Genomic DNA, 25,335 nt, shown 5'->3' with positions numbered 1-25,335 from the left:
AGAAATTTATTCTAAAAAAAAGAAATTTATTCTAAAAAAAGAAAGTGATTCTAAAAAAAGAAATTTATTCTAAAAAAAAGAAAGTAATCCTAAAAAAAGAAAGTGATTCTAAAAAATTTATTCAAAATTATTGCAGGCCTTTATACAGGCTGCTTTAAACGGTTTTTCAGTAGACTATCTCCTGTTTTGTTCTCATATTGTATGCCCTGTATTCATCTGCTTTCTTATCCTGAAGGTAGACATATTCATATTCTGGAGATTTGAGTCTCTTTTTGTATTCCTCCTCCGCTTCTGCCTGGCAGCGATTGCATGCATAGATAGGGACTGAAACTCCGAATATCCTTGTGTCGTTTATGCTTCTGTGAGCACGCGAGTCTATGGTTACATAACCCTGGCAGTCAGGGCACATTTTGATTGTTTCTTCCTGGACTTCCTGAATCATATCGGTATCGTAGAAGATCTGTTTTTTCCGGCGGTAAAAGTCCCCATGTTTTGCGATCTCTTCTTCTACAAGCCTGTTCCGGTTTTTCCAGTTTTCCAGCTGGGTTGCAACAACCCCTTCCAGTATCTGCCTGTCCCTTGCAGCCTGCACAAACATCCCGGGCTTGAAATCGGGCTCCATTACGCAGGAATAATCAAGCCCTGCCATGGCAAGGATTATTCCTGTATTTACATAAGGCAGAGCACTCTGGATCGCATAGCCCCCTTCAAGAACTGCCATATCAGGTCCAAGTTTTTCATTCAGTTTTGCATAGCCCTGTGCGGAAAAACGCATGTTTGCGAGAGGATCTGTATAATGGTTGTCCTGCCCTGCAGAATTGAGGACAAGCTCGGGTTTGAAGTCCTCGAGGATGGGCATCACCAGAGAATCAAGAACGTAGAGTATGCCCTCATCCGGAGTCCCCGGAGGAAGAGGAATATTTATTGTCCTGCCCAGGGCTTTCGGGCCTCCCAGTTCGTTCGTAAAACCGGATCCTGGATAGAGTGTCCTCCCGTCCTGGTGGAAAGAAATAAAAAGTATGTCCGGGTCATTGTAAAAAATCTCCTGTGTCCCGTCCCCGTGATGGACGTCGGTGTCCACAATTGCGATCCTGCGGATCCCGTATTTTTTTCTCAGGTACTCTACAAGGATTGCTTCATTATTGATATTGCAAAAACCACGGTTTCCGTGAGCCACTGTCATGGCGTGGTGGCCCGGAGGGCGGACGAGGGCGAAAGCGTTTTTAACTTCTCCTCGCATGAGGGCATCGGCAAGTACAAGACAGCTGCCAGCCGCAATCAGATGTGGGGTTGTAGCCTGAGCTTCTATGTCCGGGATACAGAAATGGACCCTTGCAATGTCCTTAAACTCTGCAAGACGCGGCTTGTACTCTGCTATCTGCGGGAGATCCATCAGCCCTTCTTCAAAGATCTGGTCCCTGGTATAGAGGAGACGTTCCTCCCTTTCCGGGTGGGTTGGGGAAATTGCCCAGTCAAAAGCGGGGAAGAAAATAAGACCTGTTTTTTTACATTCTGTCCTGTTCATTGGAACCAGATGTTCCTTGTCGGGTGTATTTTCTGATTCCTGCTCTGAAATTTTTGCAGTCATTGTAGCTTCCTCCACCCTATCAGGCTCAATTTCCTCTATTTTTTGTTCTTCTCTCCCGGATTCGGTACTTTTTCCGGCTCCGCTTTTGAGTACATCCTTAATCTTCCCGATCCCGAGTTTCATGCCTTTTCCCTCCTGCTCCATTCTGGAATGAGGCCTGCCGGGATCTGCATACTTACGTCAAAAAGCCTCCCCACAGTAAGCCAGCCTTCCACTATGTTAAAAACTTCGCTGCTAACAACTTCGGCTTCTTCCACGTACTCGAAAATCCCAAACCTTTTTGCACGGTCCCTGAGAAGTTTTGCTGCAAGGGTTTCGGCTTCTTCCGAACGCATCCTGTTGAAATTCCCGATATCCGTAAATTTAAGGCTTGCAATCTCTCCATCTTCGGCTACCGAATAGACCTTCTGCTCGGTATCAATGCGCAGGTTGAGAGTAAGAGTAGGCCTTGCAACGGCTGCCCCGATAGCATTTCCAACCTCCGAATGGGAGGGAATAACCGGTTTAGCGTTCAATTTTTCAGCAACCCCTGCAATCAGTCCCTTTGCCCCGCCGCCTATTCCGACCACATTTTCAGGCCTTTCTTTTTTCTTCTGCAGAACTTCCCATATCCTGTAAGCAGGCTCCTGTTCCCATTCAAGAAACATCTCTCTCACTGCCTGTGCAATCATTTCTGCGGTTATGTCCACTATAAGGGACGCGGTTTCCAGTACAGATTTACCAAGGCTGGAAGCTACAGAAGATACTGCCTCATTTGCCCTTTGAGAATCCCCTACTTCCACAAGCCTGAGAACTCTCAAAGCATCCGTAGGGGTTGGCTCTTTTCCTCCCATGCAGTAAGCCGGACCCACCCTTTCAGGCCCTATGCTTATCGTCCTGAGCCCACTGTCTGTTTCTTTAACCCTTACAATGCTGTCTCCTCCTACAGCTATCGAGCGGACAGCAAAAGCCCGGACATGGGTCAGGAAATCTCCCAGCCTGGCACCTTTGGAAGCGATAAGCGGTTTTCCAGAGAGGATAAGGGCAATGTCTGTAGTCGTCCCGCCTATATCCACCACAACGGATGTCTGCCCTTCAGGGGTAATGGCAAGGGCTCCTATCGTGCTTGCAGCAGGACCTGAAAAAATAGTCTCCACAGGGAGTTCCACTGATTTTTCAATTGGCAGAGTCCCTCCATCAGCTTTAAGGATAAAGACAGGAGCCCGGATTTTTCTTTCCTCCAGGGCTTTTTTGATCTCAGAAACGAAGTTCTGGTAATGCTCTCCTGTAGCGGATGCCAGCATAGAAGTAGCGACCCTTCTTGGGAAATTCAGTTTGCCTGAAACTTTATGCCCGAGTTCCACTTTACAGTCCGGGTGCATTTCCCTGATGATTTCTTCTATCCTGAGTTCATGAGAAGGGTTTCTCTGCCCGAATTTGCTTACCACAGCGACCCTTAAAAAGCCCTGATCTCTTATCCGGCTTACACTCTCCCGAACCTCTTCCTCGTCTATGGGCTGTATTTCCCTTCCCCTGTAATCCATAGCTCCTTTAATACAGAAACTGTCGGGAAAAACGTAACTTGCGGGGTTAACTCCAGGGCCCGGGATGAGCAGTAAAGCTACCCTCTCGGTTTTACCCTCTGCAATAAGGTTTGTTATTACAGTTGTACTGAACACCACCCTCTCAAACTGTTCCGGGGGAACTCCTCTGCTAACCTCATCAAGGGCACCGAGAAGAGACTTCAAAAGGTCTCCCGGCTCCGTGGGAACCTTGGCTGTGCTGTATACCTCTCCGTTTCTTATAAGCACCGCATCCGTGGTGGTGCCCCCTACATCAATTCCTATTAGCATTCACAATTCGCCTATCCTCACCTGAATGAATATATCTTCAATTATTTCACTTTAATAAATTTATAATAAATGTGGCTTGTAGCCAGTTTCAATAGATTTAGGTATAGAAATAAGTGTGTACTTTGTTTCCATAAAGTGTTTACTTTGTTTCCATATTCGCAGTCCTGTAAAAAATCTGCAGGATATTTATTAGGGAATAACCCCGAAAATATCCGGGATGTACTTATTCTGTCTGATGTCCGGATACCTGTATTTTTATGCCATTTTATGCGCAGGGAAATGCAGCCTCCTGCAAACCAGACTAAAGCTTATAATCACGGTACAACCTTAATGCTATAAAAAAGCGTGAATCAATAAATCCAGTAAGAATTAAGAAATAAAAGGGCGCCGTCCTCCCGAAGAGAAATCTGAGAGTTCTGGAGTGAATAAAGAAAAAGTCCAGAGAACTTTCGGGCTCCTCTGAACTTTTCCTTTTGTCTCCAACCCTTGTTCTTTTACCTCAGTGTGAAACCTTTTCAGGTCTCACCCCAACCTCTTGGTGGAGATTTCCGTTATTTCAGGAGATCTCATGTTTATCGCGATCAAATTCTGTTTCTTTCGACCAGTGCCCTGCAAGGAAAGCTCCGGACAGGTTATGCCAGATACTGAAAATAGCACCCGGCAGAGCTGCCGCAGCAGTGAAATGTTTTATCGCAAGAGCAACGCTGAGGCCCGAGTTCTGCATTCCCACCTCGATTGCAATGGTTCTTGCCTCTTTCTCACTGAATTTCAGAGCTTTTGCAGCCCCGTAGCCTCCTGCAAGCCCGAGACCATTATGCAGAATCACAGCAAGAAGAACTAAGGGACCGCTCTGTTCAAGGTTTTCACTATTTGTCCCTATAATTATGGCAATAATTATTACTATGGCAGCAGCTGAAATGGCAGGAAAAACGTCCCTGACCGCCTTTATTCGTGATTCAAAGAAATAATTGATAGCAAGCCCGAGCGCTACAGGTAAAACTACGATATTTATCACACTTACAAGCATGCCTGTAACGTCGACCTCCACGGTCTGCCCTATAAAGAGCCAGGTAAGAAACGGAGTTGCAAGAAAGGCAATCATGGTGGATACGGACGTAAGCACTATTGAAAGTGCAACATCGCCTTTTGCAAGGTAGCAGATAACGTTTGAAGCAGTGCCACCCGGACAGCATCCAAGCAGGATCACACCCGCCATAAGGTCTGCAGGCAGATTTAAAGCGATGGAGACTGCCCATGCAGCAAGAGGCATAAGGGTATACTGCATAAGGGTGCCCAGTAAAACCACATGAGGCCGCTTCAGGACTTCAAGGAAACTGTCAACTGAAAGTGTAACTCCCATTCCCAGCATTATCAGGCTTAAAAAAGGTACTATGAGATTATTATGGGGAGCAAAATATTCAGGATATAAATATGCTACTGCAGATAGAAGCACCGCCCATAAGGGAAATAACGAAGTAAACTTTTTAAGCATTTTTTGTACACCGTCTCATCAACAGACGTTTGAGTTATAAACTAAATAAGATTGTTATTTAAATAAATATCTATATATTCCCAATAAATAATAAAGTTGTAATTAATTTCGAAATTGCATAAACAGCAGGAAAATTCCATTCTAGTTACGATTAAAAAGAAAAATATGAGTTTTAAACAAACTGCAAGGTTTATAACAAAATCAGGATTTTAAAAAAATCAGGGTTTTAAAAAACTCAAGTTATTAAACAGATTCTATAATTTTAAAAAATTGCGGGCTTTAAAGGAACTGTAAGATTTTGATCATCCTTCCGGAAAACGGTTCTTTAAGCTCTATTTATTAAGAGATTTTTCCTGAATTTCTTATTTATTATCTTTTTCTACTTGCTACCTATATATACAGGCTCTGCGATACAATGCCCCATGAGACTGGATGCATACCTTGTAGAGATGGGACACTTCAAGTCCAGGGGACGAGCAAAGACTGCAATTCTTGACGGAAAAGTTAAAGTTAATGGCATTGCGGTCACAAAAGTCTCAAGAGACGTCTCAATTGATGATACAATAGAAGTTGCCGAAGGCCTGGACCAGCCGCAGGGATACTTCAAACTCAAATATGTTCAGGAAGAAAGCGGGGTCCTTAAACCCGGAGACAGGGTTCTTGACCTCGGGTCAAGTGCAGGCGGTTTTCTCCTTTTTGCTTCCGAGATTGCAGACCATGTAAAAGGCATAGAGTTCAGCAGGGATTTCAGGAGCGAGCTTGGAAAAATCGCATATGAACGGGAAAATGTGGAAATAATATTCGGGGACGTGTTTACAATACCTCTTAAAGAGCTCTCTGAGGAACCTGTCGATGTTATCCTGTCAGACATGACTCTCGAACCCGAGGACTCGATTAAAGCCCTTTCCAGAATGCTTCCTCTCCTGAAAGAAGGGGGAAGGCTGCTTCAGGTAATAAAAATCCCAAAAAAGAAAAACCCGAAACCTATCCTGAGCAGGATAGAGAATCTGGGACTTGAAATACAGCAGGTACTCAGCTCGGAAAAACAGGAAATTTATGTGGTTGCAAAAAGACCTTTCCTCGAAGGAAAAGAGTCAACTGAAGAAAACGAATAAAAAGGAATTAAAACGGATGGCTGCTGAAGAAAAAGTCGACTCCTCTCCGGAAAAAGCCAGCTGTACGGATATATGCGTTGAAAGTGTGTACCCTGATGTAACCGGACTGAAAATCTATGGGCACGGAAAACCTGTCCGACTTTTTGTCGCAGGGCTTCACGGAGACGAATGGAAAGACACAACAGAAATCCTTCTGGAAATAAAGCCACCTGAAAAAGGGACTCTTGCATTGATCCCTCTCGTAAAAAGAGGAAAATATATCTCAACTCTTGACCCGGATTACTATCCCGGAATGGGAAAAGGCATACTTGAAGCCGTTGAATCCCTGAAACCTCAAATCTATATTGAACTTCACTCCTATTCCGGAGAGAATTTTGAGAAACTCTCAGGAAGGGACAGGATGGATAGAATCGGAGTTCCTGCTTACAGCGTACTGAAAGAAGGAGTTCTGCTGGGTTCGGTTTCTCCCTGGATCCGGAAGAAGTATTTCCCAAAAGAAGCTCTTTGCCTCTCTTTTGAGATTCAGAAAGAGAATTTCAGGTCAGGGGAGTTTGTAGCCGGTATTCTTGAGGTTCTTAAAGAGGCAGAATCAAGGGAAGGGTTCATCGAATACCTGAAAAAGGAATTTCCTGAGCAGGCAAAGAAAGCTATCGAAGATTACCGCCAATTTTACGGGGAAATCTGAAAATTTGCCGGAATGAGAATTTACAGAAATGAGAATTTATCTGGAAGTAATATAAGAGAGTTAAATCATTTCTGAGAAGGAACTCCCGAAGAAAAAAGAGTAAGCTGCAGTTTTTTCTGCAGCCTGCCCGAATAAACAGGTAGATTCTTTTTCAATTATTAAACTGAAAAAGAATCCGGCTTAATAAGATTCAGGTTTATCTGTGCATGTTTAGTGCAGGTGCAGACATCCCTTCATAGGTGCTTGCCCTGTGCTCGGGTTTGACGTCCTGCATATCCGTACGCTGGGCGCGGAGCATGCTGTCCACACGGAGCACCATTGTCGCAGCTTCTGACCCTGCTTTGATGGAATTGACCTTCACTCTCAGGGGGTCGATGATGCCTTTTTCGAGCATATCTTCGGCAGCGCCCGTAAGGACGTTCAAACCTGCATTTTTGTTGTCAGCGTGTTTTGCACGCAGGTTCACGATGGTATTAATGGTGTCAAGGCCTGCATTTCTTGCAATCGTTCTCGGGATCTCTTCAAGAGCCTCAGCAAAAGCTGCAATTGCCATCTGTTCACGTCCGCCTACACTGGAAGCATAAGAACGGAGAGAGAGCGCAACTTCCATTTCCGAAGCCCCGCCGCCAGCAACTACCATGCCATCTTCAACGACGCATTTGGCAACCTTGAGAGCGTCATCAACTGCCCTTTCCAGGTTGTCCACAACGTGCTCTGTTCCTCCGCGGAGAACGATTGAGACTGATTTTGCACCTTTGCAGTCCCTGAGGTAGGTTTTGCCCTGCTCGTCATCCCTGTCCTGCTCAAGGAGCCCTGCATGCCCGAGTTCTTTTTCAGTAAGTTCTTTTATATTTCTGACAGGCCTTCCTCCCGTAGCATCTGCAAGGTGCTGCATGTCTTCGTTCTTCACCCTGCGGGTTGCATATATGCCCCTGTTCTGGAGGTAAGCTGCAACCTTGTCATCCATGCCCTTGGAACAGAAGACTGCATTTGCCCCTGCCCTGATTATGTAATCCGCCATTTCAAAGAGGGCTGCATCTTCCTGCTTCACAAAATTTTCGATATCGCTTACAGTGCTGATCTGGAGCTTGGCTTTGTTTGCTGTCTTTGCAGTCTCCATAGGAGCATCAATGAGCGCGATATTCGGGTTTACGATCTTCAGAGGGGCTTTTTTATCAAGAGCAACCTTGTCAATCACAATGCCTTCCACGAATTCGGTGTCTTCAACAAGCCCGCCGACATCTTTAGAAAGGATGACATGTTTAAGGTCGGCTTTTCCGTCCTCATGAATTGCAAGAACTGCGTCCACACAGATTTCTGCAATCAAATTGCTGTATTTTTCAGAAGCCTTGCCAGTAATGGATGTCCTGGCAGCTTTGATAAGCAGCTCCCTTTCTTTTGCTGGGACTGCAAGCTTCTCAAAAACCTCAACAGCTTTCTCTGCTGCAAGCCTGTAACCTTTAACGACTACCGCCGGGTGGACACCCTTTTCAATAAGACTTTCCGCTTTTTCCAGCAGGGCACCGGTGAACACAACAGCGCTTGTTGTCCCGTCTCCTGCAGAATTTTCCAGAGACTGGGCAACTTCCACAATCATCTTGGCTGTAGGATGCTCGATGTCCATGTCATGTAAGATAGTGGCACCATCGTTGGTGATGGTGATATCTCCCAGAGGGTTTACAAGCATCTTGTCCATTCCCCGGGGTCCGAGCGTACTCTTAACTATGTTTGCTACTGCCTTTGCGGCTGCAATGTTCATGCTGAGTGCGTCTCTTCCCTTTGTCTGTTCCTTTCTCGGATCTATTATAAAGACTGGCTGGCCACCTTTATCCATCTGAACGAAACCTCCTGAAATAATGGTATGAATTGAAGGACAAATAACTGATAATGCGAAAGACATTCCGGCTCGGTTTCTTAATCTGAAATCTCGAAACCAGACACTTTATTTTGCGCAATTTCTTTGACTTGCAGGTAGTAATTTATCAGGAAATAACTGATAATACTTCTATAAAAATATACCGGTCAGGCCTGTTATTTTACAAAATGAATGCTGTTTCCGCTTACTGTTATCCTTTGAAGTAAAAAAGACAGTATTCTTCGTCTCACTGAATCAATCTTTAAAAGAAGATATTAAGAGAGAACGCTGCCTTTAAGATATCAGGTTTTTATCAGCTTTTTCGGCTCTTAGCTGCGGGCTCTTTATTAATTCAGCGAATTAATTACGAATTATTCAGCAAATTAACTAGAATAATTCAGCAAATTAACCAGAATAATTCAGCAAATTAATTATTAGTTTGCCCGCGAAACCCTTCACTTCTGTCTGGATATAATTTTTACGGACCCGTCTTTTTTCCCTATGTAAAGTTCATCAACATTACTAAAAATTCCGTGTTCAACAACTCCCGGAACCGCAGACAATTGAAGGGCAAGAGCCTCAGGATCTTTTATAACGCCAAATTCGACATCAAGAACAAAGTTTCCATTATCCGTTATAACGGGACCGTCTTTTTTTACGGCAGACCTGAGTCTGGGTTCTCCCCCAAGTTTCCGGATCCTGTTCACTGCAGGTTCTTTTGCAAAGGGAAGGACTTCAACAGGCACAGGCTTATCAAGCTGCGTACTGGTTTTAGAGTCGTCGGCTACTACTACAAACCTTTTTGCAGACACGGAAACGATCTTTTCCCTTGTATGAGCAGCCCCGCCTCCTTTGATGGTATAAAGGTTGGAGTCTATCTGGTCAGCTCCGTCAATTGCAATATCCAGTTCAGGGTCCTGAGAAAGGGTGGTAAGCCTTATCCCGGCATCTATTGCCAGCATTTCGGACTGGTAGGAGGTAACAACCCCGAGGATGTCGAGGCCTTCCTCCTTTACCCTGCGCCCCAGCTCTTTTATAGTATATGCAACTGTCGAACCCGTACCGAGCCCTACAACCATCCCTGAGCTGACAAGCCCTGCCGCAGCAATTCCTGCCGCCCGTTTTTCCGGAGAATCAGTAGAAGTATTTCTTTCCGTCATATTGTTTTCCGCCTTTCAGCTCTAAAAAAGTTAACTGAAAAAGTTAACATATTCAACAGATGTTTTCAGAAACAGTAAGTCCTTCCAAGTTTAAATGAAAAATTGGAGGGGATCAGGGAGAAAGTCTTCTCCTGTCCCTCGGGAAGAGTACGGTATCCCGGATATTCTCGGTCCCCAGCATGGTCATGACAAAACGTTCACAGCCCATTCCCCATCCTGCATGCGGAGGCATCCCGAATTCGAAAGCTTTGAGGTAGAACTCAAAACCATCAGGGTTTAAACCCTGGGACTCAATCCTGTTCTTAAGCAGGGAAGGGATGTGAATACGCTGGGCTCCTGAAGAGAGCTCCATTGTGCGGTGCATCATATCAAAGGACTTGCTGAATTCAGGCCTGTCTTCGTAAGGCATGGCATAGAAAGGTTTGATTTCCGTGGGCCAGTCGATAATGAAGTAATGGGACTCACCTGTGGTCTCGTAAACGTGGTCTCCGACGGTGTGCTCTCCAAGTGTGCCCAGGTCATCTCCCCAGTGCATTTTCTCTTCACAGCGGCTGTTTATTATCTCTATCACTTCATCATAGGTGAGCTTGAGGAAAGGAGTCTTAGGAACCTTCAGGTCAACCCCGAGAACTTCAAGGGAGGATTTGCAGTTCTCGATCACTCGCGTGTAAACATAAGCCACAAGGTTTTCCAGGAGCTCCATTACATCAAAATGGTCTGCAAAACTGACCTCCACGTCAATAGAAGTGGCTTCGTTTAAGTGCCTGCGTGTATCATGTTCTTCTGCCCTGAAAATCGGCCCTATTTCAAAGACCCTGTCAAACCCGCCGCTCATAAGGATCTGCTTGAAAAGCTGTGGGCTCTGGTTGAGAAAAGCTTCCCTGTCAAAATAGGTTATCGGGAAAAGGGCAGTTCCGCCTTCTGTTGCTGTAGCAACGACCTTTGGAGTTGCGGTTTCTATAAAGTTGTATTTTACAAAGTATTCCCTTATAGCCCGGAGGGATTCGTGTCTTATCTTGAAGACCGCAGTTGTCTCTGCTCTTCTCAGATCGATGAAGCGGGAGTCAAGCCTTGTGTCGAGTTCTGCTTCAACCTTTCCGGTGGTGTCCATTGGAAGAGGAGAACCTGAGACGTTCAGGACATTGATCTCGTCAGGGAGAAGTTCATAGCCGTTCGGTGCTTTTTCTTCAAACTTGACAGAGCCGGTCACGGAAATTACGGACTCGCGAACGAGCCTTCTGGCTGCATCAAAGAGATCTTTATCGATCTTTTTCTTTACAAGTGTGACCTGAGCCTTTCCTTCCCTGTCCCGGAGCACGACAAAACAGATCCCTCCGAGGTCTCTGACCTCATGGACCCAGCCTGCAAGGGTTACTTTCTGACCGTTCTCAACCTTATCCGGTCTGACATCGGCTGTATAATGCGTTCTGAGATTTGCTAAAGACATAAATTCACCTTAATTAGGGGATAAATTAAACGTAAATATAAGAATGAAGCTGAAACGTAGGTGAATAGTCATAACTCATTATTAATGTATTTGTTGCACCGCCCGAATTTCGCTTCGGGAGCACGAGGTCCTTTTCGCTCGCTTCGCTCGCTCAAGAGGACTGATTTATAAAGAAACAATATGAGTTGAGCTTAAAAATATAATTTATAGAGAAACAGTATGAGTTGACCTTAAAAGGACTAATTTGCAGTTGCATCGTAGGCTGAAATCCAGAGGGACGACTATGGGATTGGTAATGCTTTTGTTTCTCCCGGAGTAGTTTACTGAATTGTTGGTTTGATTTTGAAGACGTGGTTGTGGTCGAGGAGTTATTTTATGCCTGAGAAGGTTGATTTACAGATGATTAAGTTCAGGTTTTAGGACTGGATTAAAGAGATAAAAATCAGAAAAGAAATAAATAAAGGGCCAAAATGGGATACAGGCATAAAGGCTGTGAGGTTAAGAGGAGAAAAATAGTATGAGAAAGGAAATATTAATTTTTTTAATAATTCTTGGTGTGTTTTTTGTTGCGGGTTGTGTTGAGAATGAGGGTTCGGATGAACCCGAACCTTCTATACCTTTAGAGGAAGTGGATAAAGGGGGAGCGGTAGGAGCCGAGGAAACTTCCAGTGGAGCAAAATCTGATATAGCTAACGTAGAGATAAGGAACTATACATATATACCCCAGAATATTACTGTAAAAATTGGGCAGACTGTAATGTGGACTAATAACGATACTGTCCTTCATGACGTGGTGGGTTCGGGTATTGAATCAGATTACCTTCAGAAAGGAGAGAAATTTATCTATACTTTTGAAGAGGAAGGAACTTACCCGTATATCTGTTCAGTACACCCCTGGATGGAAGGGGAAGTAACTGTAGGGGCCTGAATACGAAGAGTTCCTTATATGAATCAGTGAAATAAAAAATCGATAAGGAAAATGACAGCATTAATCCACATTCTGATCTTTTATAACTTGACAGAACTCCCCTCCTGAAGTTTTATTTTTTTACTTTCCAAACTTGTTTGATGGCTCTCAGAGGATTATATATGGATAGGACGTAGAGTTTTTATTGGGTCATAAACAACCCTATGATAAAGGAGTGTGACTGACAATGGGTGAAGTAGATATCAGTGAGATTGATCCGGCGTGTAAAAGTGCGCCGACAAAGACAATGAAAGAGGAAGGGGTAACAAAAATACTTCATAATATTGATTCCTTTATAGCAACCGGGATAGTACCGAAGGACTGGAAGCCAGACATGATTTTTGAAGATGAAATTGTCTGGAAAGGATGGCTCTATGCCCTCCAGTATGAGGAAAACAAAAACGGTGAGATAATTAAACACTATGTCTGCCTGTATCCAAATGACTGATGCTCTCAGGACCTCTAAAAAATCCTTTTTGAGGAAAAAACACACCAAAAATACTGTCAAATTAAGAGGCGTCCCGAATTGAACCCTATTTTTTAATTATCGGTTTTAATTATCGGGAAACAACTTAAAATTTTTGTATTTAGCTGATTCATCCTTATTTAATTCATATTTATATAACGAAGCGTAAAACCTGAGTCTTTAGCTCAGGGGTTTTTACACGTCTTCCTAAACACCAGATCCTGAAATAGGTATCAAATTTGATTTTAGTCAACCCAAAAAAATTCTTTTTTCGAGAAATTTTATTCCATGTCAGTATTTGACTCGCGCCCTGAGATTGAATAGAAAATAAAACTGAACAGATTTTGGAAATTATTATATGACCTTTTGCTGCATATTCTACATGAATGTAAATTAAGTAAATACCTATACTGCTTAAAAAAGGATTAAGCCTCAATTCTAGCATTTTTAATAAATTATAATTAGATTTTTGAAAATATGTAGTTTTATCAGATAGGTATATATAATAGGACTGAATTCAGAGGTTCTGAATATAATAAGTATTAGAAATTTCACTATAAAAGAGGGAATAGAAAATTATACAGATTGTACACCTATCAGATATTCATTATTCGGAAGCGTACTTTGTCCCGGAAATTGCCGAATCCATGCTGCAAAGCATAAACCAGCTGAATCCGGACATTGTTGTAATTACAGGCGACCTGACAGAAAACGGGTTTTCAGCCGAATATGATGGAGTAAAGATGTTTATTGACAGGATCGAGTGCAAAAACAGGGTCCTTGTCCCTGGAAATCACGACTCCAAAAACGCCGGATATCTGCACTTTGAAGATCTTTTCGAAAACCGGTTCCAGACCCGGAACCTTGGAAATATGACTATTGTGGGAGCTGATTCCTCTCAACCTGACATTGATGACGGCCATCTGGGAAGGGAAAATTATGGCTGGATCAAAGAAGCTTTTTCAGGAGAAAATTTCAAGGTATTTGCCCTGCACCATCACCTTGTCCCTATTCCTCTTGCCGGCAGGGAAAATACTGTCCTTGTCGATGCCGGAGATGTACTTGACCTCCTGAACAAATGCAGGGTAAACCTTGTACTTTGTGGGCACTGCCACATTCCGCATGTATGGAACCTGAACAACATGCTTGTTGTAAACGCGGGAACTTTCTGTTCTTCCAAGACCAGAGGCAAAACCACTCAGTGCTTTAATCTGATCCAGGCAGAGAACAGCGAGAAAAACGGAAATGGAGAATCTGAAAAAATTGAAGACGGCGGCTGGAAAGTCCGTGTTTCAAGGGTTTTCCCTCAAGGAAATATTGAATTTATTACAGAAACAGTGATGTGAGGTGTTTAAAGCGCCTCCTTTTTTCCTCCAATTTCCTCCCTTTTTCCTCCAATTTCTCCCCTTTTTCCCCTAATTCCCTTATCCCTCCCTTAAATTCCTTATTTTTCCTTTAATTTGCCTGTTCCTCCCTTAAACTCCTTAGTATTCCTCTAATTTTTTGATTACTCCTCTAATTTCCTCATTTCTCCTTTAAATTCTTAAATGCACAGCTTTTGAAAAACTGCCATTTTTAATTGCGGAGGGTATCTTCAAAAAAGAATATATGACAGTTTGAGAACCTCCGGATCGTGATATTTTCAGGATAACAATTTTTCTTTATTTTTCGGACCTGCATATAAGTTATGATAAAAAATATATATTTTTCAAAATAAGTAAAGGTTTATTGAACAAAACATAGGATTTGCCAGCTAAAAAGCAAAAACCTTTCATGGAAGACAGATAAAACAATTTTACTATTTTATTTCATCCTGACCTGCCATTTAACCAGATTATCCACTTCAGTTTTCTCGATCTCTTTTCTCTCAGCCAGGTCATGCAGTATTTCAAGGATTTCTTTTTCCCCTACCTCAAGACCATGCCTGTCTTTAAGCTCATATATTATCCGGGAGACATCAAGAGCCCCATCTTCAAGAATCCTTTTGGTAAAACCTGCCAGATCCTCATAACGAGCCCAGGGATAAATGATCCAGCGCCACCTGATGATCTTCTGGCCATAAAAATCCGGAACAAAAGAAGAGCATGTTTTGTGCTGCAGAACCGCAGTTCTGATTTCAGAAGCGTTCAGGCTCTGCACATAACCGATAGAAAGCTTCAGGGTATCTCCGGTATCGGTTACGTCATCTACAATAAGCACCTTTTTCCCGCTGATATCAACTGAGAGAGGAAATCGAATTCTCGCTTCTGCCTTCATTTCAGCACCTCTTAGATAGTGTTCGACCTTTATGGAGGTCAGGTCACTGAAAAGCAGGAAGTCAGAAACCAGCCTTCCGGGGACATATCCTCCCCTTCCTATAGCAATTATAAGGTCGGGTTTGTATCCTGAAGCCTTGATTTTCCGGGCAAGAAGCCTGGAAATGCGGTAAACATCTTCAAAGCTTATAAGCTCACACTTAAAAGATCTCTTTTCTGCAGGAGAAAAGGTTGATTTCCTGGGTGCTTTTTCTCTACTCAGATAAACCGCCTTCTTTCTTCACATAAAATATCGTTTTATCTGTTATTTTATTTACCATCCGTATCGATGTTGTAAAGATGGGATCAATATTATACATGAAAATACATATTATTACCTGAAAATATTTGAGTGAGGGAAAGCAAACAGATATGGCAAATAAGGGAGAAACAGGAGAATTCATGAAATAAGGACTTTTCAGGAAGAACAAACTTAGATCTCATCTTATAATTCCTGTTTTTCTGACACCTTATTATATTTAATTTTCTGGCAGAACTATAACAAATGAAATAAAAAAGAGAATATTTTAAGCAGCTATTATAGTAAAAGTTGCGTCTTAAAAGTGGCTGCAGTATAAGAAGCAGAAGATTGTGGAATAGAGGCTATACTGTCGAAAAGGAGCTTCAAAGCTATGCTTTCAAAAGATCACAATAGCATAATTCAGGAAGGTCTGGCTTTCATCGATGAAGGGTTTGACGAAGGAGTAAGCCGGGCTCTTGCCTCTCTGACAGAGATAGGCAAAGGCTACCTCAATGAGAGAAAGGAACTGGAAGCCGAGCAAACGGTAGCTTCCATAAAAGAGATAGGAAAGGCTGCTGCCCTTCAGGGAATGGAAAATGCGGCAGTCAGTGCTATAAGGTCTCTGGATAAAATACTCCAGTGCTCGATGAAGCAAAATATGGAAAATACGACTGTCAAGGTCCTGCTCTCCTTCGGAACAATAGGAAAAACGGCTATGGAACAGCACCTGGAAACGGTTGCAAAGCTAGCAGCGTCAATGCTCGGGAAAAGCGGAAATACGGCAGCTCTCATGAACAGAGAAAAGGAAGCTATCGCGGTTACAATAGGGCTTGGAGAGATCGGAAAAGCGGCTGCCAGAACGAAATTTTCCGATGCTTCGGAAAACGCTGCCATATGTGTCTCCTGCCTCGGAGACACCGGAAAGCTGGCTGCTCAGAAAATGCTTGAAGAAGCTGCCATCGGAGCAGAGATTATGCTGGAAGAAATGGCTGCAGCGGCTATGGAGGAAAGCCTCCAGAACGCTACGGGAAGCATAGCATCTTCTATCGAAGAGATAGGAAAAAGCGCGGAGGAAGAGGAAATGGAAAGTGCCGTTTTTCAGGCTGCTTCAGCCCTCCAGACAATTGTGGGCAGCGCAGGCAACAGGTACCTTAATGGTGCCTCAATTGCAGCAAAGGTTGCACTTGAGACTTTTAACGATTTTGATGTTATAAATAATGAAGAAAGTATAAAGAAAATAGAAGAAATAAGAGAAATTATGAGGTCACTGTGGGTGAATGCGAAATAATTCCTGGACTGCCGTGATAACATGCCCGGTCAGAATTAATGAGAGGTGCCGCATTTCAGGACAAAAATATGAAAAGGGGGAAAATCCCCTGAAAATTCAAGACCATGTGAACTTGCCTTCAGAACCTTATTTCTGTAAACCTGCACCGTATTTACTGCGGCGGGAAAATAACCCGGTCAGAAACCATATATTCATAGAAGGCGCTTCCCTGTTCAAGATCACCCCTGTACTCAATTGTTGCCTCATCGGGCTGGAAAGACATGAAATCAACAAATCCCACAGGCTCTTCCTGAGATGACCTATCAAGCTGGATAACACTTTCTGCATTTATGGAGATATTCAGGTCAGGAGCCGATATTTGAAGGCTGGCTGGTCTTTCCACGGTCTGCTCTTTGACTTTCGCTTCTGTCCAGTCACTTTCGCTGATGATTACTTCGTCACCTGAGTATTCTGCAATTACCTTACCTTTATTTTTGTCTATCAGGGTCAGGTGCTTATATTCATAATCATCACACCCATCAGATCCTCTTACCCCATAGAACACAGTCTGATAACTGTCAGTTGTAAGTTCTGACCAGCTCCACCCATGAAGCTCCCATTCCCATACAGGCTGGTCCCTTGTATAGGGGGTCATGTGGTCAAAGTACCCGTCAGCCTGCGTAACTCTATATTTTTTGCCGTCAAGCATAACACTGCCGTGAAGTTTTCCATAAGCATATTCGTATGTGGTAAAATTGACGGGATCTGTTGCACTGTCGATCGTTTTTTCTGCGAGAGGTTTGAAAAACAGGTCCAACTGAACGTTGTCGTAAGCGTAATCCAGATTGTATCCTTTAAACGCCGAACCGTAAAATTTCCTTAAACCTTCAGGGTAAGTGAAATCAAGGTATGGCTTATGAAACCCGATATAGGTTTCTATTTCATCCCTCGGCACAAAAACCAGGGTATAGTTGTCAGAAGGCTCCTCCCCATAAGGATAAAGCCCATAGAAAGTTACCATATTCGAAAGCTGCGTATCTGATTTTGAATCATAAAAAAACGTTGGAGATTCCTGGTGAACAAGTACGGTAAAAAAAGCAAGATTTTTCACATCTCCATCTTCCCCAACAAGCCTCATATCCCCATTCTGGTACCACCATTCCGACATAAAGCTGGCATCGAAATCAGTATCGTATTGCGCGCCTTCAGTGTAGTCCGGAAATCCTGTATTTCCTGAATGCCCGCTGCTCGGTTTCGCTCCTGATACGTCTGTAAAGCAAATTAAAAGGAGCGACAAAATCACTATTTTAAGATACTTCGGGTTCAAATAACTCTCTCCTCTGTTTCTTATTCCTGTTATTGAAGCCCGTTTTTGAGGCGTCCTGTGACTTTAAAAATCGAGGACACAAATAAAACAATATCAATAAGTAAACAGTTTGATAGGTAAAAAATTTTTCTATCTACAATAGTTTTTTTATAACGTTTAATTTTGAAGGTATTGGAAAAATAGTTGGAAAGAAAAAATAGTTAAGATGAAAAAATAGTTAAGATGAAAAAATAGGTGAAATGAAAAAATAGTTAAGATGAAAAAATAGGTGAAATGAAAAAATAGGTGAGATGAAAAAATAGATGAGATGAAAGAATAGTTGAAATGAAAAAGGTCACTCTAAAAAACAAATACATGAAAACTGAACCAGCATATTCTTATGAAGTCGGAATATGCTGGTTCATGAGAACATACTGAAGAGCTACCTGCCAGAGTGGATTCAATTTTAAGGACAATATTTCAGTTTGTCAATGACTGGATAGGAGCCGGAATTCTTCCTCCCCGCTTTATGAAAGTTTCTGAACTGAAATTGCTTACAGGCATAACAGGGGCACTGCCGAGCAACCCGCCAAATTCCACAGAATCCCCAACTTCTTTTCCGGGTGCTGGAATCACCCTGACTGCTGTTGTCTTTTTGTTTATTACCCCTATAGCCATTTCATCAGCAATGATTGCAGAAAGGGTAGTTGCAGGAGTATCTCCCGGGACTGCTATCATGTCAAGCCCGACTGAACAGACACAGGTCATGGCTTCGAGTTTTTCAAGAGAGAGAGCTCCGGCTTTTACCGCTTCAATCATGCCTGCATCTTCACTTACAGGAATGAAAGCCCCGCTGAGACCTCCCACTGAAGAAGAAGCCATTGCTCCTCCTTTTTTTACGGCATCATTAAGAAGTGCAAGGGCTGCAGTCGTGCCATGGGCTCCACACCGTTCAAGGCCCATAGCTTCCAGAATTGCTGCAACACTGTCCCCGATCGCCGGAGTTGGAGCAAGCGAAAGGTCGAGAATCCCGAATTCAACGCCGAGCCTTCTTGAGACCTCTCTTCCGACCATTTCTCCCATACGCGTAATTTTAAAGGCTGTCCTTTTGATTGTCTCGGAAATCTCCGTGAGGTCAGGGTTTTCGAGCTCGCAAACAGCTGCGTTAACCACGCCAGGCCCGCTTACGCCCACATTAATTACACATTCGGGTTCCCCAATTCCGTGAAAAGCTCCTGCCATAAAAGGGTTGTCATCAGGAGCATTTGCAAAAACCACGAGTTTAGCACAGCCTATCCCATCTCTGTCAGAGGTCAGTTCCGCAGTCTTTTTGATTACTTTTCCCATAAGTCCGACTGCATCCATGTTAATTCCCGCCTTTGTGGTTGCAACATTAACGGACGAGCAGACCTTTTCTGTAGATGCAAGAGCTTCAGGAATGGAATTTATTAATTTCAGGTCCCCGCCAGTTTCCCCTTTATGGACAAGGGCACTGAACCCGCCGATAAAATCGACACCTGCTTCTTTTGCAGCTTCGTCCATCGTCTTTGCAATAGATACAAAGTCCCGAGACCTGCAGCTTTCTGCTGCTATCGCTATGGGGGTCACAGAAATCCTGCGGTTGATGATAGGGATCCCGTAAAGGCTCTGGATTTCATTTGTCGTCCGGACAAGGTCTTTTGCCCGCGAGGTTATTTTCGCGTAGATATTTTCGTTAAATATCTCAATATCAGGGTGGCTGCAGTCCCTGAGGCTGATCCCCATGGTAACGGTCCTGATGTCCAGATGTTCCATCCTGACCATCTGGATTGTCTCCAGGATTTCTTTAGGGTTTATAAGCATGAAAAAAATCCTCCCTTCCTGAAAAATCAGATCCTGTGCATGAAACGGAAAGCGTCTTCATGCTGAACTTTGACCTCAACTCCAAGGCTTTTGCCTTCGGCGTCCATAGCCTGCTGGAAAGCTGCAAGGTCAAAGTTTTCCTTCGGGGCTTCTGCGAGCATAATCATTGTAAAGATGCCCTGCATGATGGTCTGGCTGATGTCGACAATATTCACGTTGTAACTGGCCATTACAGTGGTGATCCTGGCAACAATTCCTACTCTGTCACTGCCAATGACCGTGATAATAAAACGGCTTGATGTCATGAAATATCTCCTGATAAGCCTGCTTGTCTGCAGGTCGGTGTATGAAAACTGTAAGCAAAGAATTTTGTCGAGATTGAAGACCTGATAGATAATAAAGTAAACTGTTAGAGTAGAAACTCCATGCTGGTATAAAACTGTTAAAGCAGAAGGTTCAGACCGATACATGTGTTGATCGTCTCAGCTAAACAAATGGATGAAATTATATAAAATTATATGAAAATAGATAAAAACATATGAAGACAGATAAAAATGCACAAAAATATATGAAATATATAATAATATGTGAAATATATAATAATATGTGAAATATATAATAATATGTGAAATATATAATAATATGTGAAATATATAATAATGTATAATAATATATAATAATGTATGAAAACAGATAGAAATGAATGGAAAACAAACAAAACAGGATCAGTCTCTTATTCAGGAAAAATTAATGCTCAAATCAGGATTCCACCATAAAACAGAGCCTGATCACTCGATCTACAATCCCCTGAATATTTTCCTTTCCCCTGATTTTTACGGAGAAATCAGCGTATTTATTATACAGAACCAGCCTTTCTTCAAATAGTTCTTTAAGGCTTCTATCCCTCAGGCCCACTATACCTCTTCTTCTTGCATTCGGTATTCGCCTTGCGATGCTCCTGAAAGAAGCGTCCAGAAAGACAACTTTTGAGATGTTTTTTAAGTAGACCATGGATTTTTCGGAATAAATTACGCTCCCTCCCGGGGAAATAATACAGTTATCCACCTGCCCAAGACCCAGAATAGCTTCTTCCTCAAATCTGAGAAGAGCAGAATCGCCCTGTTTATCAATGAGTACCTGGAGGGGCATTCCAGTTCTATCTGTGATCAAACGGTCAACATCAATAAAAGTATAATCCAGACGTTTTGCAAGCGCTTTTCCTATGGTACTTTTCCCCGCTCCTGCCATACCGATTAATGTTATGTTCATTACCACACGCTTCCTGCCCATAAAATCAAGAACAAGACGCCGAAAATTCCAGATATGAAGATCGGCAGTCCATAATTTCAGGACAGAATATAATCTTCTGCTATATAAAAGATACAACGTGAATATTTTAAAGAAAAAGAAAATTCATAGGACGTACTAAAAATACTTCACGCATATCAGAAATAATTAGTCCATACTTACGAAAATTGAGAAAAAAAGCATCGGGCATAAAATGTTATATGGAATTCCAGGAAATTATTTTTTGATAAACTGTTCTGTTCTGCCTGCAGCCTGGAAGTTCCGACTATAAATATTTTTTTCAATTTCACTGGACGAATGAGTGAATGCAGACATATACTCAAGGAGAACAATTCTGCTGCCTGAGATATAATGCCTGAAAAGGCTTCTGGTTGTAAGCTTATCCACCTGTTCAAGAGAAATAATTGCAAGGTACATAAGAAACCTTATGAAAAACACAAGGTGAAGAACAAACATTTTGACCCAGGGGCTGTCAGAACTGATTGCCATCCCGCAGATCCAGTTGCAGAGCCTGAGGGAATGAGAGAGCAGCCTGATTTTGTAAAAATGAAAAAATAGAGCCAGAACTACAAAAAGAAGCACAGATCCTGCTAATAAATTAATTTCCCGCGCTACCAGATCCATATGAGTCATTAGTCTTACATTTTAATATTATTTGAATGTATCTATATTTCAAAAAAGAGGAAAAAATAGAGGGATGCCTGGCAAATAAAGCGTCTGACTTGAAAAGTTTGCCAGCATGTACCCCTCAATCGAAAAAAAATCAATTCTCCGGATCCGTGATGAAATCACACCTGCCAGCCCCTACTGGCGGGAACAAAAACGGAAAAATCCGGGCCCTGACGTTAGCAGGAGGAATAACTGCCTGTAGACATCTATCCTAGGACGAACTTATATTTAACACTTTTCTAAATATTCGTAACAAAACATAGAGTCAAAAATATAAAAGATAAAAATCGAGAAGCTGCTGTCATGACCTGCTGAACCCGTTTCATTCCCCGGCATTTTCGATTACATGTTTGCCCCTTTCGGCAGGGACAATTGTCAGTTCAGCGCCCGGAAACTCTTTTTCAAGAGGCTCACCCTCGGCGATTCTGTCCATTGTAATTGCAACTGCCGCAACTTCGGAATGAGGCTGGCTTCCCACGGCCACATTCCAGTCAGCGAGCTGGTAAATTTCGGGAGGGACTTTTTCCGCACCCACAACAATCATTAATTTGTCGCACTTTTTAAGCTCGTCAGCAAGATCCGGAAGGTTGACTCCGTACATGGAAAGGTGGCAGACTTTACCTCCTCCTTCTTTCCAGTTTCTGATTTCCTGTTTAAAGCTGACATTATTTTTAATGTAAAAGTTTCCACCCCAGCGCCTGACCACATCTTCAAGGCTCTGCACAATCCCGGAGTCATCAGAAGCAAGAAGCATGCCTTCAGCTCCAAGCATCCTGGCAGTTAAGCCAACGTGTGTGGTAATCCTCTTGTCCCTCTCAGGGCGGTGCCCCAGGCGCAGTAATACAATTCTCTTCATGTCCGGCTAAAACCCTGACAAGGTATTAAAGGGTTTCACTGAGCTTTCATTGAAAAAAAGAAAAAAAGAGAAAATTGTTCTTACAGAAATATTACTGGAACCCATAAGTTCCAGGAATTCTTCTGAGAAGCATGCCTTCGACTATTATCGGGTTTGTCCTCTGTGCCGTTGCCAGTGCATTATCAAGTTTGATCTCTTTTTCGGCATATATGGTGAGAATCGGATCTCCTTTTTTAACCTGTTCTCCTCTCTTTTTGTGTATTGCAACTCCAGCTCCCTTGTCATTTGGAGCTCCTGCAAGCCTGGCAATCTCAATTATCCATTTGTTGTCGAACTCCATAACATACCCGTCCGTAGAAGCAAAAATATCAGCAGTGTACTGCCCTGTCTGAATATCATCGGACTTGATGTTCGGGTCTCCTCCCTGGGCTTCAATGATCTGTTTCATTTTCTCGAGAGCTTTTCCACTCCTGAGAGTTTCAAGTGCAAGCTCTTTTCCCTGATCTCTCGGAGCTGCCCCTCCCATTTCAAGAAGAATGCCTGCGAGAGCCGCGCTCTTTTCAATAAGGCTGTTTGGACCTTCCATGCTCTCAAGGACTTTCATGGCTTCCTTTACTTCCAGAGAAGGTCCTACTCTCCTCCCGATAGGAGACGAACCGTAAGTAATAGCGCACTCAACATTCATTCCAAGTCTGTGCCCGAGGTTGATGAGGTCTCTGGCCAGTTTCTGTCCTTCCTGAACTGTGGGGACCTTCGTGCCCGGCCCGACAGGGATATCCATTACCACATTGTCTGCCCCGATGGCTCCTTTTTTTGCCATGATTGAGGCAAGCATCTGGTAATAAGGGTCAATGGACAGGGGATATTCAATTTTGATGAGCTTATCATCTGCAGGCGCAATATTTGTAGCTCCGCCCCAGACGAGTGCTCCTCCTACCTTTTCGGTTATCTCCTTTACTTCCTGCGAGCTGAACTCAACAGGAGAGAGCACTTCCATAAGGTCGGCAGTCCCGCCTGCACCCGTGATAGCCCTTGAACTGGTCTTTGGGATGAGCAGCCCGTTTGCGGCAACTATGGGGACAATAAGGAGAGAAATCTTGTTTCCGGGAACCCCACCTATCGAGTGCTTGTCCATAATAGGGTGCGTATCGAATTCGATAGTGTCTCCTGTATCTATCATTGCCCTTGTCAGCCATTCGACTTCGTCATCGGTCATCCCGTGGATATATGAAGCTGTTATAAAGGCAGAAAGCTCGACATCGCTCAGGTTTTCATCAACGATATCGCTTACAAGCATTTTGATCTCGTCCTGTACAACAGGCTTTTTGTCCAGCATTTTTTTGATAACGGCTGCGGATTTTGAGCGAAAAGAAGGGACAACTTCTACCGGCTTATCCCAGTCTTCGAAATGTTCATAAACTTCAGTAAAGACACCAAGAGTTCCCGGAGGAACCATGTCATCAGTTGTGTCCACAATGGCAGAAAGGCTTTGATGCCCCCGGATGCGGACCCTATCTCCGGGGTTGACTCCCAGTTCTTTCGCATCGACAATATTCAGCAACACTTTGTGCTGTCCAATTTTTATATTATAATGTTCCAGCTTCAACTGCATCAAATAACACCATCCTTTTCATTCTCAATATAATTATGATTATGTCATTGTAATTTATTTCGCCCGGACCAGATATTCTGCTGGCTTTTTCAGCGCCGAAAACTAACAGAAAATCTGAAAATATGTGGCGGGAAAAGATCAAACGTAGCACATATGGAGTAAAGGACATGGGAAGTAAGGTATGATATCAGATGATATTCACATTATCAGATAAGATATCAGACTAAATACAGAACTTACCAGACATATTAACCTTGTTATTATTCTAAGCGATTCTGTGAAAGCAAAAAGAAAACTGAAAGCATGCAGTGAAAAAAGATTAAAAATTAGAGTTTAGGGAGAAAATTTGAGGAAATTTTCATTTTCTCTCCTGTATAAGCACCACACCTGCAAGTACAAAGAGTATCCCTGCCAGTTGCCAGCCTGACACTATTTCCCTGAAAAAGAAGAAACCTGCAAAGGTAGCCACTACAGGCTCTACTGTCGCTACTATAGCCGCCCTGCTAGATTCGACTTCTTCAAGCCCTTTTGTGTAAAGCAAATAGGCAAGAACAGTGGGGAAGAAGCCAAGACCTATAAGGTAGGTCCAGAAACTTCCCGTAGAGAAAGCCTCTCCTGAAGTTTCAAAGCTAACCAGAGGCAGGAGGGCAAGGCTGGCAAAAAAGAAAGTGTAGGCTGTGATTGTTACAGTATCGTACTTTTTAAGAGCAACTTTTCCGAAAATACTGTAAAGGGCATACCCGAAACCTGCCCCCAGCCCTGTAAGGAGCCAGGGCAGAGTGATAGAGGGAGAATTTCCGAGTTCAGGAAGGTAGCCGGTTACAAAAGCACACCCTGTGAGGGTAAGGCCCAGAGAAAAAAGTTTTTTTGCATCCAGGCTTTCCCTGAAAATAATCCTGGAAAGTATTGCAACAAATGCAGGGGCTGTATACAGGAGGGTGACTGCAATTGCTATAGACGTCTCTCTGATGGTGATAAAATAACAGAGGTTAAAGAAAACAATGCTGAGGATACCTGTCCCCACAAAATAAAGAGAATCCCGGAATCTGATTTTCAGCAGTTCCGGTTTTGTAAAAAGAAGGTATAGCAGCATGATAACAGCCGCTGAGAACACCCTCATGGTTACGATCTGAAGAGTAGAAAACCCTAAACCGTAGAGCTCCCGGACAAAAATTCCTATTGTACCCCAAAGGGAACCACTCACAGCAATAAGTAAATATGCCCGTTTTTGCATTCCTTAACCTCTTCTCCAGATCTTCGGTTTAAGATACCTTTTTTAGAGACTCTTTTTCATTTGAAACCTTGTTTAACGGAATTTCATTTGAAATCTTTG

21 protein-coding genes are annotated in these 25,335 nt (G+C 43.0%); 6 read left to right on the top strand and 15 right to left on the bottom strand.

All coding sequences use genetic code 11. From position 1 onward, the window contains the following. Positions 1-166: 166 nt before the first annotated feature. The 3 genes from MSMAS_RS06710 to MSMAS_RS06700 all read right to left on the bottom strand — a co-directional run bounded on the left by MSMAS_RS06710 (position 167) and on the right by MSMAS_RS06700 (position 4,912). Entirely contained in the window at positions 167-1,711 is a 1,545-nt protein-coding gene (locus MSMAS_RS06710) for a histone deacetylase family protein (RefSeq protein ID WP_011032021.1), read from the bottom strand. Then, positions 1,708-3,420 (bottom strand): hydantoinase/oxoprolinase family protein, encoded by a 1,713-nt coding sequence (locus MSMAS_RS06705; RefSeq protein ID WP_048046383.1) that lies wholly within the window; start codon positions 3,418-3,420, stop codon positions 1,708-1,710. Before MSMAS_RS06705 ends, MSMAS_RS06710 begins: the two co-directional genes overlap by 4 nt. 556 nt (positions 3,421-3,976) lie before the next feature. Next, positions 3,977-4,912, bottom strand: a complete 936-nt coding sequence (locus MSMAS_RS06700) for a bile acid:sodium symporter family protein (protein ID WP_011032023.1) — start codon at positions 4,910-4,912, stop codon at positions 3,977-3,979. A gap of 422 nt (positions 4,913-5,334) precedes the next feature. Between MSMAS_RS06700 and MSMAS_RS06695 the strand changes: the two genes are divergently transcribed. Then, entirely contained in the window at positions 5,335-6,027 is a 693-nt protein-coding gene (locus MSMAS_RS06695) for a S4 domain-containing protein (protein WP_015410842.1), read from the top strand. Positions 6,028-6,043: 16 nt separating this feature from the next. After that, positions 6,044-6,712, top strand: coding sequence for a DUF2119 domain-containing protein (locus MSMAS_RS06690; protein WP_011032025.1), 669 nt, complete (start codon positions 6,044-6,046; stop codon positions 6,710-6,712). A gap of 196 nt (positions 6,713-6,908) precedes the next feature. Here the strand turns inward: MSMAS_RS06690 and thsA are convergent, their stop codons facing one another. The 3 genes from thsA to aspS form a co-directional block, all read right to left on the bottom strand. After that, positions 6,909-8,546, bottom strand: a complete 1,638-nt coding sequence (gene thsA / locus MSMAS_RS06685) for a thermosome subunit alpha (RefSeq protein WP_048045829.1) — start codon at positions 8,544-8,546, stop codon at positions 6,909-6,911. A gap of 476 nt (positions 8,547-9,022) precedes the next feature. Further along, positions 9,023-9,727, bottom strand: coding sequence for a ribose 5-phosphate isomerase A (rpiA, locus tag MSMAS_RS06680; protein ID WP_011032027.1), 705 nt, complete (start codon positions 9,725-9,727; stop codon positions 9,023-9,025). 112 nt (positions 9,728-9,839) lie between these two features. Beyond that, entirely contained in the window at positions 9,840-11,174 is a 1,335-nt protein-coding gene (gene aspS / locus MSMAS_RS06675) for an aspartate--tRNA(Asn) ligase (RefSeq protein ID WP_011032028.1), read from the bottom strand. Positions 11,175-11,691: 517 nt separating this feature from the next. Between aspS and MSMAS_RS06670 the strand changes: the two genes are divergently transcribed. From MSMAS_RS06670 to MSMAS_RS06660, 3 genes are all read left to right on the top strand, one after another. Beyond that, positions 11,692-12,102 (top strand): plastocyanin/azurin family copper-binding protein, encoded by a 411-nt coding sequence (locus tag MSMAS_RS06670; RefSeq protein ID WP_015410847.1) that lies wholly within the window; start codon positions 11,692-11,694, stop codon positions 12,100-12,102. Positions 12,103-12,328: 226 nt separating this feature from the next. Next, positions 12,329-12,589 carry a hypothetical protein gene (locus MSMAS_RS06665; RefSeq protein ID WP_011032030.1) on the top strand — a complete coding sequence of 87 codons (261 nt, stop codon included), beginning with the start codon at positions 12,329-12,331 and terminating at the stop codon, positions 12,587-12,589. Between the two features lie 653 nt (positions 12,590-13,242). Beyond that, positions 13,243-13,953: a metallophosphoesterase family protein gene (locus MSMAS_RS06660; protein WP_230625189.1), complete on the top strand. Its 711-nt coding sequence runs from the start codon at positions 13,243-13,245 to the stop codon at positions 13,951-13,953. A 457-nt stretch (positions 13,954-14,410) separates the two neighbouring features. On the opposite strand, the gene MSMAS_RS06655 is transcribed toward MSMAS_RS06660, so the two are convergent. After that, the gene (locus MSMAS_RS06655) at positions 14,411-15,028 is read right to left on the bottom strand and encodes a phosphoribosyltransferase (RefSeq protein WP_080503008.1); all 618 of its coding nucleotides are present in this window, start codon (positions 15,026-15,028) and stop codon (positions 14,411-14,413) included. A gap of 505 nt (positions 15,029-15,533) precedes the next feature. Between MSMAS_RS06655 and MSMAS_RS06650 the strand changes: the two genes are divergently transcribed. Beyond that, complete coding sequence (locus MSMAS_RS06650) at positions 15,534-16,430, top strand: hypothetical protein (RefSeq protein WP_011032033.1); 897 nt, start codon at positions 15,534-15,536, stop codon at positions 16,428-16,430. A 151-nt stretch (positions 16,431-16,581) separates the two neighbouring features. Here the strand turns inward: MSMAS_RS06650 and MSMAS_RS06645 are convergent, their stop codons facing one another. The 8 genes from MSMAS_RS06645 to MSMAS_RS06610 form a co-directional block, all read right to left on the bottom strand. Then, the gene (locus MSMAS_RS06645; RefSeq protein ID WP_015410849.1) at positions 16,582-17,736 is read right to left on the bottom strand and encodes a hypothetical protein; all 1,155 of its coding nucleotides are present in this window, start codon (positions 17,734-17,736) and stop codon (positions 16,582-16,584) included. A gap of 459 nt (positions 17,737-18,195) precedes the next feature. Next, positions 18,196-19,557: a PFL family protein gene (locus MSMAS_RS06640; RefSeq protein ID WP_011032035.1), complete on the bottom strand. Its 1,362-nt coding sequence runs from the start codon at positions 19,555-19,557 to the stop codon at positions 18,196-18,198. Positions 19,558-19,583: 26 nt separating this feature from the next. Then, positions 19,584-19,862, bottom strand: a complete 279-nt coding sequence (locus MSMAS_RS06635; protein WP_011032036.1) for an ACT domain-containing protein — start codon at positions 19,860-19,862, stop codon at positions 19,584-19,586. Between the two features lie 454 nt (positions 19,863-20,316). Then, positions 20,317-20,826, bottom strand: coding sequence for a shikimate kinase (locus MSMAS_RS06630; protein WP_048036607.1), 510 nt, complete (start codon positions 20,824-20,826; stop codon positions 20,317-20,319). Between the two features lie 255 nt (positions 20,827-21,081). Further along, a complete protein-coding gene (locus tag MSMAS_RS06625; protein ID WP_226987658.1) occupies positions 21,082-21,498 on the bottom strand; it encodes a hypothetical protein in 417 nt (138 codons plus the stop codon). Positions 21,499-21,856: 358 nt separating this feature from the next. Then, positions 21,857-22,390 (bottom strand): tRNA (cytidine(56)-2'-O)-methyltransferase, encoded by a 534-nt coding sequence (locus MSMAS_RS06620; RefSeq protein ID WP_011032040.1) that lies wholly within the window; start codon positions 22,388-22,390, stop codon positions 21,857-21,859. A 91-nt stretch (positions 22,391-22,481) separates the two neighbouring features. Continuing rightward, entirely contained in the window at positions 22,482-24,002 is a 1,521-nt protein-coding gene (locus MSMAS_RS06615) for an AMP phosphorylase (RefSeq protein ID WP_193334224.1), read from the bottom strand. Between the two features lie 358 nt (positions 24,003-24,360). Next, complete coding sequence (locus tag MSMAS_RS06610) at positions 24,361-25,236, bottom strand: DMT family transporter (RefSeq protein ID WP_011032042.1); 876 nt, start codon at positions 25,234-25,236, stop codon at positions 24,361-24,363. Between the last annotated feature and the right edge of the window lie 99 nt (positions 25,237-25,335).

The organism is Methanosarcina mazei S-6 (genome assembly GCF_000970205.1).
Lineage (GTDB): Archaea > Halobacteriota > Methanosarcinia > Methanosarcinales > Methanosarcinaceae > Methanosarcina > Methanosarcina mazei.
This window is presented reverse-complemented; position numbering and strand designations above follow the sequence as displayed.